At 70.7% G+C, this 17224-nt stretch carries 15 protein-coding genes; 9 read left to right on the top strand and 6 right to left on the bottom strand.

Annotated elements, in window-relative coordinates:
* Positions 1-2: 2 nt before the first annotated feature.
* Complete coding sequence (locus tag ABZX61_RS01740) at positions 3-515, bottom strand: PH domain-containing protein (protein ID WP_355190669.1); 513 nt, start codon at positions 513-515, stop codon at positions 3-5.
* 33 nt (positions 516-548) lie between these two features.
* Complete coding sequence (locus ABZX61_RS01735) at positions 549-1391, bottom strand: biotin--[acetyl-CoA-carboxylase] ligase (protein ID WP_355190667.1); 843 nt, start codon at positions 1389-1391, stop codon at positions 549-551.
* A gap of 35 nt (positions 1392-1426) precedes the next feature.
* On the opposite strand from ABZX61_RS01735, the gene ABZX61_RS01730 reads away from it, so the two are divergent.
* The 3 genes from ABZX61_RS01730 (at position 1427) to ABZX61_RS01720 (ending at position 5611) form a co-directional block, all read left to right on the top strand.
* A complete protein-coding gene (locus tag ABZX61_RS01730; RefSeq protein ID WP_355190665.1) occupies positions 1427-3631 on the top strand; it encodes an FdhF/YdeP family oxidoreductase in 2205 nt (734 codons plus the stop codon).
* Entirely contained in the window at positions 3628-4470 is an 843-nt protein-coding gene (gene fdhD, locus ABZX61_RS01725) for a formate dehydrogenase accessory sulfurtransferase FdhD (protein ID WP_355190663.1), read from the top strand. Before ABZX61_RS01730 ends, fdhD begins: the two co-directional genes overlap by 4 nt.
* Before the next feature lie 61 nt (positions 4471-4531).
* Positions 4532-5611 carry an epoxide hydrolase family protein gene (locus ABZX61_RS01720; protein WP_355190661.1) on the top strand — a complete coding sequence of 360 codons (1080 nt, stop codon included), beginning with the start codon at positions 4532-4534 and terminating at the stop codon, positions 5609-5611.
* A gap of 9 nt (positions 5612-5620) precedes the next feature.
* Here ABZX61_RS01720 and ABZX61_RS01715 read toward each other — a convergent pair whose 3' ends face one another.
* From ABZX61_RS01715 to ABZX61_RS01705, 3 genes are all read right to left on the bottom strand, one after another.
* The gene (locus tag ABZX61_RS01715; protein WP_355190659.1) at positions 5621-8242 is read right to left on the bottom strand and encodes a phosphoenolpyruvate carboxylase; all 2622 of its coding nucleotides are present in this window, start codon (positions 8240-8242) and stop codon (positions 5621-5623) included.
* 65 nt (positions 8243-8307) lie between these two features.
* Entirely contained in the window at positions 8308-9858 is a 1551-nt protein-coding gene (locus ABZX61_RS01710; protein ID WP_355191448.1) for a hypothetical protein, read from the bottom strand.
* Between the two features lie 25 nt (positions 9859-9883).
* Positions 9884-10648 carry an ABC transporter ATP-binding protein gene (locus ABZX61_RS01705; protein ID WP_350728324.1) on the bottom strand — a complete coding sequence of 255 codons (765 nt, stop codon included), beginning with the start codon at positions 10646-10648 and terminating at the stop codon, positions 9884-9886.
* Positions 10649-10684: 36 nt separating this feature from the next.
* Here ABZX61_RS01705 and ABZX61_RS01700 point away from each other — a divergent pair, with 36 nt between their 5' ends.
* The 5 genes from ABZX61_RS01700 (at position 10685) to ABZX61_RS01680 (ending at position 15525) form a co-directional block, all read left to right on the top strand.
* On the top strand, positions 10685-12274 hold the full coding sequence (locus ABZX61_RS01700; RefSeq protein ID WP_355190657.1) for an acyl-CoA carboxylase subunit beta: 1590 nt from the start codon (positions 10685-10687) through the stop codon (positions 12272-12274).
* Complete coding sequence (locus tag ABZX61_RS01695) at positions 12271-12480, top strand: acyl-CoA carboxylase subunit epsilon (protein WP_350728322.1); 210 nt, start codon at positions 12271-12273, stop codon at positions 12478-12480. The genes ABZX61_RS01700 and ABZX61_RS01695 overlap by 4 nt, the downstream gene beginning before the upstream one ends.
* Before the next feature lie 107 nt (positions 12481-12587).
* Complete coding sequence (locus tag ABZX61_RS01690; RefSeq protein WP_355190655.1) at positions 12588-13529, top strand: NYN domain-containing protein; 942 nt, start codon at positions 12588-12590, stop codon at positions 13527-13529.
* Between the two features lie 119 nt (positions 13530-13648).
* The gene (locus ABZX61_RS01685; RefSeq protein ID WP_350728320.1) at positions 13649-15028 is read left to right on the top strand and encodes a DNA-3-methyladenine glycosylase 2 family protein; all 1380 of its coding nucleotides are present in this window, start codon (positions 13649-13651) and stop codon (positions 15026-15028) included.
* Positions 15025-15525: a methylated-DNA--[protein]-cysteine S-methyltransferase gene (locus tag ABZX61_RS01680; RefSeq protein WP_355190653.1), complete on the top strand. Its 501-nt coding sequence runs from the start codon at positions 15025-15027 to the stop codon at positions 15523-15525. Before ABZX61_RS01685 ends, ABZX61_RS01680 begins: the two co-directional genes overlap by 4 nt.
* On the opposite strand, the gene ABZX61_RS01675 is transcribed toward ABZX61_RS01680, so the two are convergent.
* A complete protein-coding gene (locus ABZX61_RS01675) occupies positions 15522-16676 on the bottom strand; it encodes an MFS transporter (protein ID WP_355190652.1) in 1155 nt (384 codons plus the stop codon). The genes ABZX61_RS01680 and ABZX61_RS01675 overlap by 4 nt on opposite strands.
* A 90-nt stretch (positions 16677-16766) precedes the next feature.
* Here ABZX61_RS01675 and ABZX61_RS01670 point away from each other — a divergent pair, with 90 nt between their 5' ends.
* Positions 16767-17201 (top strand): MarR family transcriptional regulator, encoded by a 435-nt coding sequence (locus ABZX61_RS01670; protein WP_350728317.1) that lies wholly within the window; start codon positions 16767-16769, stop codon positions 17199-17201.
* The last annotated feature ends 23 nt before the right edge of the window (positions 17202-17224 follow it).

Here is a 17224-nt window from a genome sequence, read left to right as displayed (position 1 = left end):
GGTCACTGGCCGTCGATCTCGCCGTCGGAGGCGTCCTCGACGAGCCTGAACAGGTCGGTGCGGACGTCCTGGATCCTGGGGATGTCACGCAGCACGATCTCGCCCCGGTCCCCCGCGGACTCGACGGTCAGCGTGCCGCAGCCGAGCAGGCGCTCGAAGAACGTCTGGTCGGAGCTGACCGTGTTGACCTTGGTGATCGGGATCTCGTCGGTCGACTTGTTGAGCACGCCGGTGCTGATCGTGAAGCGGTGGGTGGTGAGCACGTAGCCGGTGTTGACCCACCGCAGGTAGGGGACGAGCGACCAGATCGTCAGCAGGATGAGGCCGATGACGACGACGGCGATCCTGGCGTAGAACACGTACTCCCAGCCGCCGGGGATTAAGAACATCGCCGCGCCCGCGGCCGCGACGACGAGAATCAGCGCGAGGAAGGGGAGCACGAGTCGCTTCCAATGGGGATGGAAGGACCGGATGCGCCGCTCACCCTGCGTCAGATGATGGTCGGGAAGGGTCATGGCCAAATCGTGCCACCATCGCCGCCGCGGCGGCTACGCTCCCGGCGGATCAGGTCGGTCCGCCGGGCGGACGTGCACCACGTCGCCCGCGCTCAGCGTGTAGCGCTCCCCCTCCGACTCCACCTGCAGGTGCCCGAACTGGTCGATCCCCGTGGCCGTCCCGGTGACCGCCTGCCGGCCCGGCAGCTCCACCCTGACCCGCCGCCCGACCGTGGCGCTGGCCGCCAGGTACGCCGGGCGCAGCCCGCACGCCTCGGCGTCGCCCTTCGCGTCGGTCCACTCCCTGTAGTGGCTCTCGACCTCCCTGAGCACGGCCCTGAGCAGCGGGTCGCGGTCGAGGCAGGCCGCCTCCTCGATGCCCAGCGACGTGGCCGTCTCGACGGGCAGCTCCTCCGGCCTGAGTGACACGTTCAGGCCCATGCCGATGACGACGCCGCTCTCCGCCCGCTCGGCCAGGATCCCGGCCAGCTTGCGCTCGCCGATCAGCAGGTCGTTGGGCCATTTGACGCGTACATCCACCTCGGCCAGGCGGCGCAGGGCGGAGGCGGCGGCGACGCCGTACAGGAGCGTCAGCCAGCCCTGCGCGGTGGCCGGCACGTCCGGTTTGAGGAGGATCGAGAACGTCAGGCCCGAGCGCGGCGGCGCCGTCCAGGTGCGGCCCAGCCGGCCGCGGCCCGCCAGCTGCGACTCCGCCACCAGCACCGTCCCCTCCGGGGCTCCGGCGTGGGCGGCCTCGGCGAGGTCGGCGTTTGTGGAGCCGGTGCTCTCCACGACGGTGATGCCGGTCCACAGGGAGCCGGGGCGGACCAGCGCGCGGTTGAGCGCCGCCGCGGAGAGCGGCGGGCGGTCGAGGTCGGAGTAACGCGAGTCGGGCATCCCTCTATCTTTGCAGCCAGGAGGAAGATGGAGAGATGAGCAAGCTCCTGGATCCGCGTAACTGGGCCTCTTGGCGACCGTTCGGCATCGGGCTGCGCAAGCCGAACAACTACCTGGAGCTGTGGAAGGCGTTCAGGTCGGTCAAGGGCAACCGGCGTTACGCGTGGCGGATACTCAACCAGGGCACGTGTGACGGGTGCGCGCTGGGCACCCAAGGCATGAGGGATTGGACGATGGACGAGATCCATCTGTGCAACATCAGGCTGCGGCTGCTGCCGCTGAACACGATGCCCGCCCTGGACACCACACTTTTGCGGGATATTTCTGGACTCGTCGGCAAGAAGAGCGCCGAGCTCCGCGAGCTGGGGCGGCTGCCGTACCCCATGCTGCGCCGCGCGGGCGAGCCCGGCTTCACCCGGATCTCCTGGGACGAGGCGCTGCGCGTGGCCGCGGATGGCCTGCGGGACGCGCGCTTCGGCGCCTACCTGACCAGCCGCGGCGTGCCGAACGAGAACTACTACGCGGCCCAGAAGGCCGTGCGCGCGCTCGGCACCAACAGCGTCGACAACGCCGCCAGGATCTGCCACTCGCCCTCCACGGTCGCGCTCAAGCAGACCATCGGCGCGGCGGCCACGACCTGCTCGTACACCGACTGGATCGGCTCCGACCTGATCGTCTTCATCGGCTCCAACCCGTCGAACAACCAGCCGGTCGCGATGAAGTACCTCTACCACGCCAAGAAGGCCGGTACCCGGATCGCGATGGTCAACGCCTATCGCGAGCCCGGCATGGACAAGTACTGGGTGCCGTCGAACGCCGAGTCCGCCGTGTTCGGCACGAAGATCACCGACGAGTTCTTCGGCGTGAACGTGGGCGGCGACATCGGCTTCCTCAACGGCGTGCTCAAGCACCTGATCGAGAACGACTGGGTGGACAAGGAGTTCGTCGACCAGCGGACCACGGGCTTCGAGGAGCTGCGCCGGGAGCTCGCGGGGCAGACGTGGGAGGAGCTGGAGGCGCTGTCCGGGGCCTCCCGCGACGACATGCTCCGCCTGGCCACGCTGCTGGGCGAGGCCAGGTCGGCGGTGCTGGTGTGGTCGATGGGCATCACGCAGCACAGCTACGGCGAGGACAACGTCCGCTCGATCGTGAACCTGGCGCTGGCCAGGGGCTTCGTCGGGCGCGACAAGTGCGGGCTGATGCCGATCCGGGGGCACAGCGGCGTGCAGGGCGGGGCCGAGATGGGCGCGTACGCGACCGGCCTGCCCGGCGGGCTGCCGATCACGCCAGAGAATGCCGCGAAATTTACGGAGATGTGGGGGTTCGAGGTCCCGACCACGCCCGGTCTGACCGCGACCGACATGATCGACGCGGCCCACCGCGGCGAGCTCGACGCGCTGGTGTCGAGCGGCGGCAACTTCCTGGAGGTCCTGCCCGACCCGGCCTACTGCCGCGAGGCCCTGTCGCGGCTGCGGCTGCGGGTGCACATCGACATCGTGCTGTCGTCGCAGATGCTGGTCCCGGGCGAGGGCGACGTGCTGCTGCTGCCCGCGCAGACCCGCTACGAGATGGTCGGCGGCGTGACCGAGACCTCCACCGAGCGCCGGATCATCTTCTCCCCCGAGGTCGAGGGGCCACGCATCGGTGAGGCGTGGCCGGAGTGGAAGATCTTCACGGAGCTGGCCGCCCGCACAAACCCCGAAATTTCGTCAAAAATCGCCTTCACTGGCACTCCGCAGATCCGGGCCGAGATCGAGCGCGCCGTCCCCTTCTACCGAGGCATCGCCGACCTGCGGAAGTTCGGCGACAACGTCCAGTACGGCGGCCGCCACCTGTTCGCCGACGGCCGCTTCCAGACCCTCGACGGGCTGGGCCGCTTCAGCGATGTCCGGCCTCCGGCGCTGAAGCGCCCCGACGGCGCCTTCATGGTGGCCACCAGGCGCGGCAAGCAGTTCAACAGCATGGTCCACGAGCGCCGCGACGGCTTCAACGGCGCGATGCGCGAGGCCGTGCTGATGAGCGAGTACGACGCCGACCGCCTGGGCCTGCCCGACGGCGCCCCGGTCGAGCTGCGCTCCGGCGAGCGCACCTACCGCGGCAAGATCCTGCGGGCCCCGCTCATGCCGGGCAACCTGCAGATCCACTGGCCGGAGGGCAACGTCCTGCTGGACGAGTCCCGCCGCTCCCCGGACGCGCGGATCCCCGACTACAACGCCCTCGTCACCGTGCGGCCGCTGTGAGCACGCGTCCGGGGCCCACCACGCGCGTCAGGATCATGGAGCTGTCCGGCTCCGCCACCAGGGAGCGGCGCGACTACCTGGCCACCGAGGAGCCGCTGGAGATCCGGCTCACCGCGCCCGACGGCACGCGCAAGACCATGGCCATCACCATGCGCACCCCCGGGCACGACTTCGAGCTGGCCGCCGGGTTCCTGCACGGCGAGGGCCTGGCCGGTCCCGGCGACATCGCCGCCATCGCGTACTGCACCGACGAGGACCTCCCGCCCGAGGCCCGCTACAACACGGTGACCGTACGCCTGCGCGGCCCCATCCCCGACCTGCCCGCGCTGGACCGCCACTTCCTCACCTCCAGCGCGTGCGGCGTCTGCGGCTCGGCCAGCCTGGAGGCGCTGCACGACCGCTGCAAGCCGGTCCCCAGGGGCCGGCTCGACCTCACCCCCGAGCTCCTGTACGGGCTGCCTGACGCGTTGCGCGCCGCCCAGGGCGGGTTCGGCAAGACCGGCAGCCTGCACGCGGCAGGGCTGTTCTCGGCCACGGGCACGCTGGTGGCGGTGCGGGAGGACGTGGGCCGCCACAACGCGGTGGACAAGCTGGTCGGCTGGGCGGGGCTGAACGAGCGGCTGCCGCTGGCCGAGCACGTGCTCATGGTCAGCGGGCGGACCAGCTACGAGATCATGCAGAAGGCCCTGGCCGCCGGGATCCCGGCGGTGTGCGCGGTCTCGGCGCCGTCGTCGCTCGCGGTGGAGCTGGCCAGGGAGTTCGGCATCACGCTCGTGGGGTTCCTGCGCGGAGAGCGCTGCAACATCTACGCGGGATCGGAGCGGATTCTAGTGGAATGAATCATTCCGTTCTGCTATTCTGGAACAGAACAAACCGTTCCGCATCTTCCGGGAGCCTTCCATGAGCATCAGCCCCTTCCGCGTCGAGATCTCCCAGGCCGACCTCGACGACCTCCAGGCCCGCCTCGCCCTGACCCGCTTCACCCACGAGATCCCCGGCGTCGACCAGGGTGTCAGCGTCGAGCGGGTCAAGCGCCTGGTCGGCTACTGGCAGGATGGCTTCGACTGGCGCGCGCAGGAGTCCAGGCTCAACGCCCACCCGCAGTTCACCACCGAGATCGACGGCCAGAACATCCACTTCATCCACGTACGCAACGACAACCCCGACGCCCTGGCGCTGATCCTCACCCACGGCTGGCCCGGCTCGATCGCCGAGTACCTCGACGCCATCGAGCCCCTGTCACGCCACTTCCACCTGGTCATCCCGTCGGTCCCCGGCTACGGCTTCTCCGGCCCCACCGTCGAGCTGGGCTGGAACAACCAGCGCATCGCCAGGGCGTGGGCCGAGCTGATGGCCCGCCTCGGCTACACCCGCTACGGCGCGGTCGGCAACGACGGCGGCTCGATGATCTCGCCCGAGCTCGGCAGGATCGACCCGGACCACGTCGTGGGCGTGCACGTCACGCAGCTGTTCTCCTTCCCCTCCGGCGACCCGGCCGAGTTCGCCGGGCTGAGCGAGGAGGACCAGGCCGGGCTGGCCGTGCTCGACTGGTTCTGGAAGGAGAAGGGCGCCTTCAACGTGCTGCACTCGCAGCAGCCGCAGACCCTCGCCCACGCCCTCGCCGACTCCCCCGCCGGGCTCCTGGGCTGGCTCGCCCAGCTCTTCGACGAGGACCTGGACGACGACTTCGTGCTCACCAGCGCCGCGATCTACTGGTTCACCGGGACCGCCGGCTCGGCCATCCGGCAGTACTGGGAGAACGCCCGCGCGGAGCAGCCCAAGGAGCCCACCACCGTTCCGACCGCGCTGGCGATGGCCGAGGGCGACTTCACGTCGATCCGCCGCTTCGCCGAGCGCGACCACGCCAACATCGTCTCCTGGAAGACGCTGCCGGCCCCGGCGCACGGCCACTACACCGCGCACACCGCGACGGAGGCCCTCACCTCCGACGTCATCGCCTTCTTCGAGGGCCTCCGCTAGACGGCTGGATCAGCCGGTGTTCTGCAGGCCCGCGGCGACGCCGTTGACCGACAGGAGCAGGAGCGTGGACAGGCGTTCGCGCTCCTGCTCCGACGGGTTGCCGGTGCGCAGCGCGCGCAGGGCCCGCAGCTGGAGGTGGGAGAGCGCGTCCACGTACGGGTCGCGGAGCTGGACGGCGCGCGAGAGCACCTTCCGGTTCTCCAGCAGCCGCGTGTGGCCGGTGACCCGCAGCACCAGGTCGCGGGTCCGGTCGTACTCCTCCAGCACCTGCTGGGCGAAGTCCTCCCGGCCGCCCAGCGCCAGGTAGCGCTTGGCGATCGAGCGGTCGGTCTTGGCCAGCGACATCTCGGCGTTGTCCAGCATCGCGTTGAACAGCGGCCACTCCGCGTACGCCGCCCGCAGCTCCTCCAGGGAGCCGACCGAGGCCAGGCCGGTGCCGAGGCCGTACCAGCCGGGCAGGTTGACCCGCGTCTGCGCCCACGCGAACACCCACGGGATCGCCCGCAGGTCGTCGAGCGAGCGCGGCGCGCCGAGCCCGCGGCGCGCCGGGCGCGAGCCCAGGCGCAGCGTGCCGATCTCCTCCAGCGGGCTGACCAGGCCGAACCATTCGGGGAAGCCCGGCGCCTCGGTCAGCGCGCGGTACGCCTGCTCCGACGCCGTGGCCACCTGCTCGGCCAGGCCCCGGAAGCGCTCGGCGGCGGCCGCCGTGCGGGCGCCGACCGTGGGCGAGGAGGCCATCAGCACGGCGTTGGCCACCTGCTCCAGATGGCGGCGGGCGATGGCGATGTGGCCGTAGCGGGCGAAGATGACCTCACCCTGCTCGGTGACCTTGAACCGGCCGGCGACCGAACCCGGCGCCTGGGCCAGCACCGCGCGGTTGGCCGGGCCGCCACCACGGCCCAGCGCGCCGCCACGGCCGTGGAACATCCGCAGCTTCACGTCGTGCTTGGCCGCCCAGGCCGTCAGCTCCTCCTGCGCCTCGTAGAGCCGGAGCGTGGCGGCCGCGGGGCCGAGCTCCTTGGCCGAGTCGGAGTAGCCCAGCATGATCTCCATGCGCCGCCCGTTGGTCTCCAGGCGCGCCCGCATCGCCGGGATCTCGAGCATCCCGGTCAGCACGTCCGGCGAGTTGGCCAGGTCCTGGCCCGACTCGAACAGCGGCACGACGTCGAGCACCGGCGCCCGCTCGCCGAGCGCATGCCTGGCCAGCTCGTAGACGGCCGCGATGTCGTCGGCCGAGCGGGTGAAGGAGACCACGTAGCGGGAGCAGGCCGTGACCCCGAACCGCTCCTGGATCCAGGCGATCACCCGGATCGTGGCCAGCACCTCCTCGGTGCGCTCCGACAGCTCGCCGCCGGCCCTGATCTCCTCCAGGGCGGCCGCGTGCACCTGGGAGTGCTGGCGCACCTCCAGCTCGGCCAGGTGGAAGCCGAACGTCTCGACCTGCCAGATGAGGTGCTGCAGCTCCCCGTACGCCTGCCGCGGCGCCGAGGCGGCCAGCGACTCCTGCGCCACGCGCAGGTCGTCCAGCAGCTCGGCCGGCGCGCGGTAGGCCAGGTCGAGATCGCGACGGCGGGTCGCGGCGATGCGCGCGGCCACGAACAGCAGCCACTGCCGGTGCGGCTCGCGCGGCGAGCGGGTGGCCAGCTCGGAGACCACGTCGGGGTAGGCGTCCACGGCCTCGGCCAGCGCCGACTTGAGCGCGGGCGAGGGCGCGGCGAGCTGGACGGAGGAGGTCAGCGTGCGGGCGATGCGCGTGCAGGCGGTCTCCAGGGCCGTCAGCACGTGCTCGGACTGGATCTGGATGGTCTCGCGGGTGACCCTGGCCGTGACGTTGGGGTTGCCGTCGCGGTCGCCGCCGATCCAGCTGCCGTACCGGATGAACGGCCTGGCCTGCGGCGGGCGCGTGCCGGTGCGCTCGTCGAGCGCGGCGTCCAGCGAGCGGTAGACCTGCGGCACCATGCGGAACAGCGTCTCGTCGAAGGCGGCCATCGCGGTGCGCACCTCGTCAAGCGGGTCGAGCTTGGTCGAGCGGAGCTGGGCCGTGCGCCACAGGAGGTCGATCTCCTCCAGCATGCGGCGCTTGTTCTCGGCGCGCTCGCTGGCGCCGCGGCCGGGCGTGTTGTACTCGGTGAGCTGGCCGCTGATGCGCTGGATGGCGGTGACGACCGCGCGCCTGCGTGCCTCGGTGGGGTGCGCGGTGAGCACCGGGTGCAGCTCCAGGCCTTCCAGCAGCTCGGTGACCCGCTCGTGGCCCAGCTCCTGTACGGCCTGGGCCAGCGACTCTCGCTGAACCCTGCCCTCGGCGTCCCGCTCGCGTAGTGTGCGGATCCGGTAGTGTTCCTCGGCCAGGTTGGCCAGGTGGAAATAGCAGGTGAACGCGCGGGCGACCGCCACGGCCCGCTCGATCTCCCATTCGGCGACCATGGCGGTGATCTCGTCGGCCGAGACCTCGCCCTTACGTGCTGCGATGACTGCCTTGCGCAGCCGTTCGACGTCGGCCAGCAGGTCTTCGCCACCCTGTTCGGCGAGCACCTGGCCGAGCAGTTTGCCGAGCAGCCGCACATCGTGGCGTAGCTCGTCCGGCATCTCGGTAACGGCGGCGCTGCGACGCTCGAGCCCCTGGTCAATCATGTTTCGAAGGGTATCGAGTCGCTCAGGGAAGCCGTAGACCGGTCTCGCCCATTGGACTAGACCATTCAACTACCTTTGGAAACAGCCCCCAGCAGCTCCGGCATCCGGGCGAATCCGATCCTGGCGGCCAGGCGCCTGCCGAGCGTCTCCGCCAGCACCCCGTAGAACGGCGCCACCGCGCACACCCAGAACCAGCCGAACGCCAGCGGCACCACGAACGGCAGCGACAGCAGCGCGATGCCGAGCGTGGCCCCCATGGCGGAGGCGAACGCCTGGCCGCCCTGCCCGGGCGCGGCGCCGCTGAAGGCGTTCATCCGCTCGGGCACGGTGTACGGGACCACCACGCTGGTCACCGACCCGACGCCGAGCCCGATGCCGAGCGCGCCCCACCCGGCCAGCGCCGCCGGGACGATCATGCCGGGATGGCCGGTGAACAGGCCGGTGGCCACCGCGATCACGGTGAGCAGCGGCACGGCGATCAGCGCGTTGGCCAGGTGGCGCCCGGCCAGGTCGGTGGCCAGCCCGCGCTCGGAGCCGAACACCACGGCGTTCATCCACAACGAGCGGCCGTCGATGCCGAACGCGTTGCCCGACTGCAACGCGATCATCAGGGCGCCGACGCAGGTGAGCACGATCGGCACGCCCTCCGCGCCGCCCGTGTTCCTGCTCAGCGAGAACGCCAGCACGGCGGTGACCACGACCGCGCTGAACCAGCCGACGCGGAACCTGGGCTCCCGCCTGATGTACTTCAGCTCCTTCGTCACCACGGCCGCCAGCGGCCCGTCCGGCAGGAACCTGTCGACCAGGCCGCTCTCCTTGCGCACGGACGCGGCCTGGGTGGAGACGTCGGGCGTCACCAGGGCCCGGCCCAGCGCCTTGATCCACAGCAGGCCCAGCACCACCACGATCACGGCCACCAGCGCCAGCTCGGCCAGCCCGGCCAGGCCGCCGTCGGCCATCGCGTGCGCCGCCATGCCCGGCGGCGTCCACCGGAGCACGCCCGCAAGCTGGCGCAGCATGGCCTCGGGGTCGCCGAGGCCGCGGTTCATCACGAGGTTGGGCAGCTGCGCGAGCACCACCACCAGCAGCGCGGCCACGGCCAGCACGTCACGGCCCCGCCGGGTGCGCAGCGCGCTGGAGAGCGAGGTGGTGATCAGCCGCGACGTCACCACGCACAGCGCGAACTGCAGCAGCACGGCCGGCACCCCGAGCAGCACGCCGCCGACGCCCGTCGCCACCCCCACCAGCGCGCCGGCCGTGACGATCAGCATGGCCAGCGGCCATACCCCGGTCACGGACGCGGTGAACATGCCGACCGCGAGCTGCCCGGTGCGCAGCGGCAGGAGCGACAGCTTCGCCGGGTCGAGCGTGTCGTCCAGGCCGAACGCCATCAGCGGCACGATCATCCAGCCGATCAGGAAGGACGTGAACGCGATGATCACCAGGTCGGCGGCGATGTCGTGGGGCGCCAGCCGGAGCAGGCTCATCAGGAAGAAGCCGAGCACGGCCAGGCCGGTGGAAATGAGCAGGGTGAAGACGAAGCCGAGCTTGCGCTGGAGGTCTCCGCGCAGGTTTCCGGCCAGCAGCCGGAGCTTGAGCTGCGCGAACAGGGCCACGGTGGTCAACGGGACTCCTCGGGTGTCACCTGGGGTTGGCGCCGAGCCACGTGAGGCCCTCGCCGTTGTCGCGCGATCCGCCGACCAGCTCCAGGAACGCCTGGTTGAGGCTGCGCCCGCCACGTACGTCCGCCAGCGGGCCCTGCGCCACGATGTGGCCCGCGCTCATCACCGACACCCAGTCGCACAGCCGCTCGACCAGGTCCATCACGTGACTGGAGAAGATCACCGTCGAGCCGGACGCCGTGAAGCGCCGGAGCACGTCGGTGAGCGTGTTGGCGCTGACCGGATCGACGCCCTCGAAAGGCTCGTCCAGGAAGAGCACGGACGGGTTGTGCAGCAGCGCGGCGGCCAGGCCGATCTTCTTGCGCATGCCGGTGGAGTAGTCGACGACGAGCTTGTCGGCGGCCTCGGTCAGGTCCATCACGGCCAGCAGCTCGCCCGCGCGCTGCTCGACGTCGGCCTTGGGGATGCCGCGCAGCCGCCCGTTGTAGAGGAGCAGCTCGCGGCCCGACAGCCGCTCGAACAGCCGCAACCCCTCCGGCAGCACCCCGATGCGCGTCTTGACCTCCACGGGGTCGCGCCACACGTGGAACCCGTCGACCTCGGCCGTGCCGCCGTCGGGCCGGAGCAGCCCGGTGATCATGCTGAGCGTGGTGGTCTTGCCCGCGCCGTTGGGCCCGACCAGGCCCGCGAAACTCCCCGACGGCACCACCAGATCGACGCCCGCCACCGCGACCTGCGGCCCGTAGCGCTTGAACAGCCCGTGCGTGCGAACCGCATCCGTCATGGATCCACTCTAGGAGGAAGGACTAGCCTTGCGCGCATGAGCACTGCTGCCGAGGAGCTGCCGGACAGGCCGGACATTCACACCACCGCCGGGAAGATCGCCGACCTGGAGCGGCGGCTCGACGAGGCCGCGCACGCGGGCTCCGCGGAGGCCGTGGACAAGCAGCACGCCAAGGGCAAGATGACCGCCAGGGAGCGGGTGCTCGCGCTGCTGGACGAGGGCTCGTTCGTGGAGTTCGACGAGTTCGCCAGGCACCGGTCGACGATGTTCGGGCTGGAGCGGCGGCGGCCGTACGGCGACGGCGTCATCACCGGGCACGGCACGGTCGACGGCCGGCAGGTGTGCGTGTTCTCGCAGGACGTGACGGTGTTCGGCGGCTCGCTCGGCGAGGTGTACGGCGAGAAGATCGTCAAGGTGCTCGACCTGGCGATCAAGACCGGGTGCCCGATCATCGGCATCAACGAGGGCGGCGGCGCGCGCATCCAGGAAGGCGTGGTCGCGCTCGGCCTCTACGCGGAGATCTTCAAGCGCAACGTGCACGCCTCCGGCGTGATCCCGCAGATCTCGCTCATCATGGGCGCGGCGGCCGGCGGGCACGTCTACTCCCCCGCGCTGACCGACTTCGTGGTGATGGTGGATCAGACGTCCCAGATGTTCATCACGGGGCCCGACGTCATCAAGACGGTGACGGGCGAGGAGGTCACGTTCGAGGAGCTCGGCGGGGCGCACACGCACAACACGAAGTCGGGCGTGGCCCACTACCAGGCCACCGACGAGGACGACGCGCTGGAGTACGTCAAGGCGCTGCTGTCGTACCTGCCGTCGAACAACCTGGACGAGGCCCCCGCCTTCGAGCCCGCCACCGACCTGGAGCCCGATCCGGAGCTCGACGGGCTGATCCCCGACTCGGCCAACCAGCCGTACGACATGCACCGGGTCATCGAGCACGTGCTGGACGACGGGGAGTTCCTGGAGGTCCACGCGCTGTTCGCGCCGAACATCGTGGTCGGGTACGGCCGGGTGGACGGCCAGCCGGTCGGGGTCGTGGCCAACCAGCCCATGCATTTCGCGGGATGTCTGGATATCAACGCATCGGAGAAGGCCGCCCGATTTATTCGAACATGTGATGCCTTTAATATTCCGATACTGACATTTGTGGATGTGCCGGGATTCCTCCCAGGAACCGATCAGGAATGGAACGGAATCATCCGGCGGGGCGCCAAGCTCCTCTACGCCTACGCCGAGGCCACCGTGCCGCTGATCACGGTGATCACGCGCAAGGCGTACGGCGGCGCGTACGACGTCATGGGCTCCAAGCACCTCGGCGCGGACGTCAATCTGGCCTGGCCGACGGCCCAGATCGCGGTCATGGGAGCACAGGGCGCGGTCAACATCCTCTACCGGCGCGAACTCGCCGCCTCCGACGACCCCGAGGCCGAGCGCGCCCGGCTCGTCACCGAGTACGAGGACACGCTGGCCAATCCGTACATCGCGGCCGAGCGCGGCTACGTGGACGCGGTGATCCGGCCGTCCGAGACCCGGGTTCAGGTCGTCAGGGCGCTGAGGGCCCTCAGGAACAAGCGGGCGACGCTCCCGCCGAAGAAGCATGGGAACATCCCGCTATGACGCCAGAGCTGCGAATTGTCCGGGGGGACGCCACGCCCGAGGAGATCGCGGCGTTGGTGGCCGTACTCGTCGCGCGGCAGAGCTCGCACGCCGAACCCGAGGCGTCTCCTGAGCCGCGTCGGCAAAGGTGGCGAAACCCAGCCAGAGGTATGCGTAAGCCTGTCGTTCCAGGGAAGTCGGCATGGCGGATGAGCGCTCTACCCTAGATAGATCCTGAGAATCGGGTGTCAAGTTCCCCGGGAGTTGGGACTATCTAGAGAAAGTAGGCGTATATAGTCAGCCGATCAACTAACACCGCGGCCTGGAGGACGACATGGCCATCCCAGACCTCATGCCGCATCCTGTGGCAGCCAAGTACGCCGTCCTGGTGGATGTCGGTTATCTGTACGCGGCGGCAGGTGAAGTGCTGCTCGGTGCGAAGGAACGCAAGGAATATCGGGTGGCCGCCGATGAACTCATCCAGAGTCTACAGAAACATGCAGAGGAACGTACTTCCGGCGAACTTCTGCGGATCTATTGGTATGACGCCGCCCGTGACCGTGTGCCCACCGTCGACCAGCGAGTCATCGCCCAGCTCCCGTGGGTCAAGGTGCGGCTTGGCAACCTGAACGCCCGTGGCCAGCAGAAAGGCGTGGACGCGCAGATCAGGAGCGATCTGGAGGCGCTGGCCCGACATCATGCGGTGACCGACACCATCCTGCTGGCAGGCGATGAGGACATGGTTCCGGCGGTCGAGGCGGCGCAGGCGTACGGAGTGCGGATCCACCTGTGGGGCGTCGAGCCGCCGTACGGCACCAACCAGGCCGAGCGCCTGGTGTGGGAGTCCGACACCGTCGAAGTGATCTCCGCTGATTTCCTGAGGCCCTTTTTCAGCCGTGCTCCCCAGCCCGTACCGGTCACTCCGCCGGTCGTGGCCCCGTCGCCCGCCCAGGTCTTCGCCGGGCGCACGCCGGTCAAGCCGCACGCCAAGCCGGGCCAGGTGGCCAAGCTCGGGCCGAGCCGCCCACGCGTGGAGGACGTGGGCGAGCACGTGGCACAGAAGTGGATCCTCACCCGTGGCCGCGACAACATCCGCGACCTGCTGCCGGGGCCCATCCTGCCGACCGTGATCGACACCGAGCTGCTGATCGAGGCGGAGAAGGAGCTCGGCCACTCGCTGCGGCCCTACCCGGAGGCCCGGGTGTGGCTGCGTGACGGCTTCTGGGCCCGGGTCTACCGGGAGTTCGACCTGGGAGTGGGCGTCTCGTCGAAGTAGCCGTGCGCCGGGTGTCCGATTTCCGCAGGTCACCCGGCTCGGCCTGCTGACCTGCCGTTCGACGCTCACGTCCGATTTCCGCCAGTCAGCGCCTTCGGAGAGCGCCTAGTGTCGGAGGCATGTCACCACTCCAGCTCGACTTCGACTCCTGCTACCGGGCCGTCTCGGCCAGGGACGCCCGGTTCGACGGGCGGTTCTACACGGCGGTGACGACGACGCGCATCTACTGCCGTCCGATCTGTCCGGCGCGTACGCCGTCCTCCAGGAACGTGCGCTTCTACCGGCACGCGGCCTCGGCCGAGGCCGCGGGGTTCCGGCCGTGCAAGCGGTGCCGTCCGGAGCTCTCGCCCGGCGACCCGGGCTGGGACGTGCGCGGCGACCTGGTCGGCCGGGCGCTGCGGCTGATCGACGACGGCGCGGCGGACGAGCGGGGCGTGGGCGGGCTGGCCCAGCGGCTGCACATCACCGAGCGGCACCTGCACCGGCTGTTCGTGGCCGAGCTGGGCGTCGGGCCGCTGGCGGTCGCGCGGACCAAGCGGCTGCTGCTGGCCAAGCAACTGCTGACGGAGACGGGGCTGCCGGTCACGGAGGTGGCGTTCGCGGCCGGGTTCGGGAGCGTGCGGCAGTTCAACGCGACGATGCGGGAGACGTACGGCTTCACGCCCAGCGAGCTGCGGGCCACGGCGGGACCGCGGGTCTGCGACGCGACGCTGCGGCTGCGGCTGCACCGGCGCGAGCCGTACGACGTGGAGGGGGTCTTCGCGTTCCTGGCGGCCCGCGCCATTCCGGGGCTGGAGGTGGCGGACCGGACGTCGTACCAGCGAGCCGTACCAGGTGGGACGATCACGCTCACACCACGGCAGGACCACATAGCCCTGGACGTCGTGATGGACGACACGCGGCAGCTCGCCCGCGTCGTGGCGCGCTGCCGCCGCCTCCTCGACCTCGACGCCGACCCCTCCGCCATATCGGAGATCCTGGAGCAGACCTCGCTCGGGCCCCTGGTGACGGCCCGTCCGGGGCTGCGGGTGCCGGGCGCGTTCGACGGCTTCGAGCTGGCCGTACGCGCGGTGGTGGGCCAGCAGATCTCGGTGGCCGGCGCCCGCACCCTCCTCGGCCGCATTGTCGCCAAGGCCCCCGGCCCGCTCTTCCCCACCCCCGCCGAGCTCCTGGAGACGGACCTGACCGGCGTGGGCCTGACCAACCGCCGGATCGACACGCTCAGGCACCTGGCCGGCCACCTGGTGGAGGGCCGCCTGGACCTCGACGGCGGCCAGGACCCCGCCGAGGCGGTGTCGGACCTGCTCGAAGTCCCGGGCATCGGCCCGTGGACGGCCAGCTACATCGCGCTCCGGGCGCTGCGCGACCCGGACGCGTGGCCCACGGGCGACCTCGTGCTCAAGAAGCGCATGGCCTGCCTGGGCATCCCCGACGACCACATCGAGCGGTGGCGGCCCTGGCGGGCCTACGCCGCCCTGCACCTTTGGAGCTCATCATGATCGCTGCCCAGCTCATCCCGACCCCGGTGGGGCCGCTGTCCCTGCTGTCCCGCGAGGGGGTCGTGGTGGCGGCCGGCTTCACCGCCGACCCGACGGAGATGTTCGTGCGCCTCACGCCCGAGCTGCAGTCGGAGGGCCTGGAGGTTGTGGACGACCTCGGGGCCGCCTCCGCGGCGGTCCGGGCGTACCTGGCCGGGGACCTGGACGCCCTGGACGCCGTCCAGGTCTCCCAGCCGGGTACGGCCACCCGCCAGCGGCTCCACGCCACGTTGCGCGAGGTCAAGGCGGGGACCACGGTCTCGTACGCGGAGCTGGCCGAGCGGGCCGGCATGCCCAGGACGGCCGCCCGGGCGGCCGGCTCGGCCTGCGCGCAGAACCTCATCGCGCCGTTCGTCCCCTGCCACCGGGTGCTGCCCAGCGGCGGAGGCTACGGCGGCTACTACTACGGCGTACCGGTCAAGGAGTGGCTGATCGCCCACGAATCCCGCGCCGTCTAGGTGGCGGGCGCCAGGCGGCGGGCCTGGAGGCCCGCCGCCCCCGCCACGGCCAGCCCCGCCAGGCCCAGCAGGGCCGCGGTCCAGGCCGGGGCGGTGTAGCCGAAGCCGGCGTCGATGGTGAGGCCGGCCGCGAAGGAGCCGATCGCGTTGCCCAGGTTGAAGGCCCCGATGTTGGCCGCCGAGGCCAGCGTGGGAGCGCCGGCGGCGGCGTCCAGGACACGGGTCTGCAGGGGCGGGACCGTGGCGAAGGCGGCCACGCCGAACAGCGTGATGGTGATCACGAAGGCCACCTGGTTGCCCGACACCAGGGCCACCGCCACGGCCAGCAGGGTGAGCAGGGCGACCGAGCCGTAGATGCTGGGCATGACCGCGCGGTCGGCGAGCTTGCCGCCGATCAGGTTGCCCGCCACGAGGCCGACCCCGAACAGGGCCATGACCACGGGCACGGCGCCGGGCGAGAAGCCGCCCGGGCCGGTCATGATGGGCGCGATGAACGTGATGACGGCGAAGACCGGGGCGAAGCCGAAGACGGTCATCCCGAGGGCCAGCCAGACGCCGGCCTTGCGGAACGTCGCCAGCTCCCGCAGGACGCTCCCGGTCGGGCGCGGCTGCCGGGGGACGAGGGCGACGACGCCGGCGAGACCGGCCACGCCGATCGCCACCACGACCCAGAACGTGGCCCGCCAGCCGAACGCCTGACCGATCCAGGTGCCCAGGGGCACGCCCAGGACGTTGGCGAGCGTGAGGCCGGTGAACATCATGGCGATGGCGCTGGCCCGCTTCTTCGGCGCCACCAGGTCGGCGGCCACCACGGAGCCGACCCCGAAGTACGCGCCGTGCGCGAAGGCCGACAGGAAACGGCCGACCATCAGCACCGCGTACGAGGGCGCCAGTGCCGACAGCAGGTTCCCGGCGATGAACAGCACCATCAGCGACAACAGCATGGTCTTGCGCGACAGGCGCCCGCCGAGCATGGTCAGCGGGGGCCCGCCGACCGCCACACCCAGCGCGTAGCCGGACACGAGCAGGCCGGCGGCCGGGATGGTCACGTGGAAGTCGGCCGCCACCTCGGGCAGCAGCCCGTTGATGATGAACTCCGTGGTCCCGATGCCGAAGGCGCTGATCGCGAGGGCGAACAGGGCGAGAGGCATAGACTACTCCTCAGACGACGTTAGTAAGCGTGGACATTATTTGCACACGCCGACTAACTGACCATACAAGGATGTCGAGGAGGCTGTCACATGCCCCTAGCCGATGACGCCGTGGAGGCGCGCGCCCAGGGCTGGCGCACCCTCGCGGCGCTGCACGCGAAAATCGAGGACAGGCTGGAGAAATCACTCCAGAAGGAGCACTCGCTCAGTGTGAGCGAATACACAGTGCTGGACGTGCTGGCCCGCCAGGACGGCTGGCACATGCGGATGCAGCAGCTCGCCAGGGCCGTCGTGCTCAGCCAGAGCGCCACGACCAGGCTGGTGACGCGCCTGGAGAACCGCGGCCTGCTCAAGCGCTACCTGTGCGAGGACGACAGGCGCGGGATCTACTCGGAGGTCACGCAGGCCGGGTTCGAGCTGCTGGAGCGGGCCCGTCCCACGCACGACGGCGTACTGAAGGAAGTGCTCGACGAGGCGGCGGAGCTGCCCGAGCTGGCCCCGCTGGTGGCGGTGGTCCGGGCCTGAGCGGCCCCTGAGCGGCCCGGCCG

It is taken from the genome of Nonomuraea sp. NPDC003709 (assembly GCF_040610775.1).
Lineage (GTDB): Bacteria > Actinomycetota > Actinomycetes > Streptosporangiales > Streptosporangiaceae > Nonomuraea > Nonomuraea angiospora_A.
The sequence above is the reverse complement of the archived record's forward strand: the minus strand, read 5'-3'. Positions and strand labels throughout refer to the sequence as shown.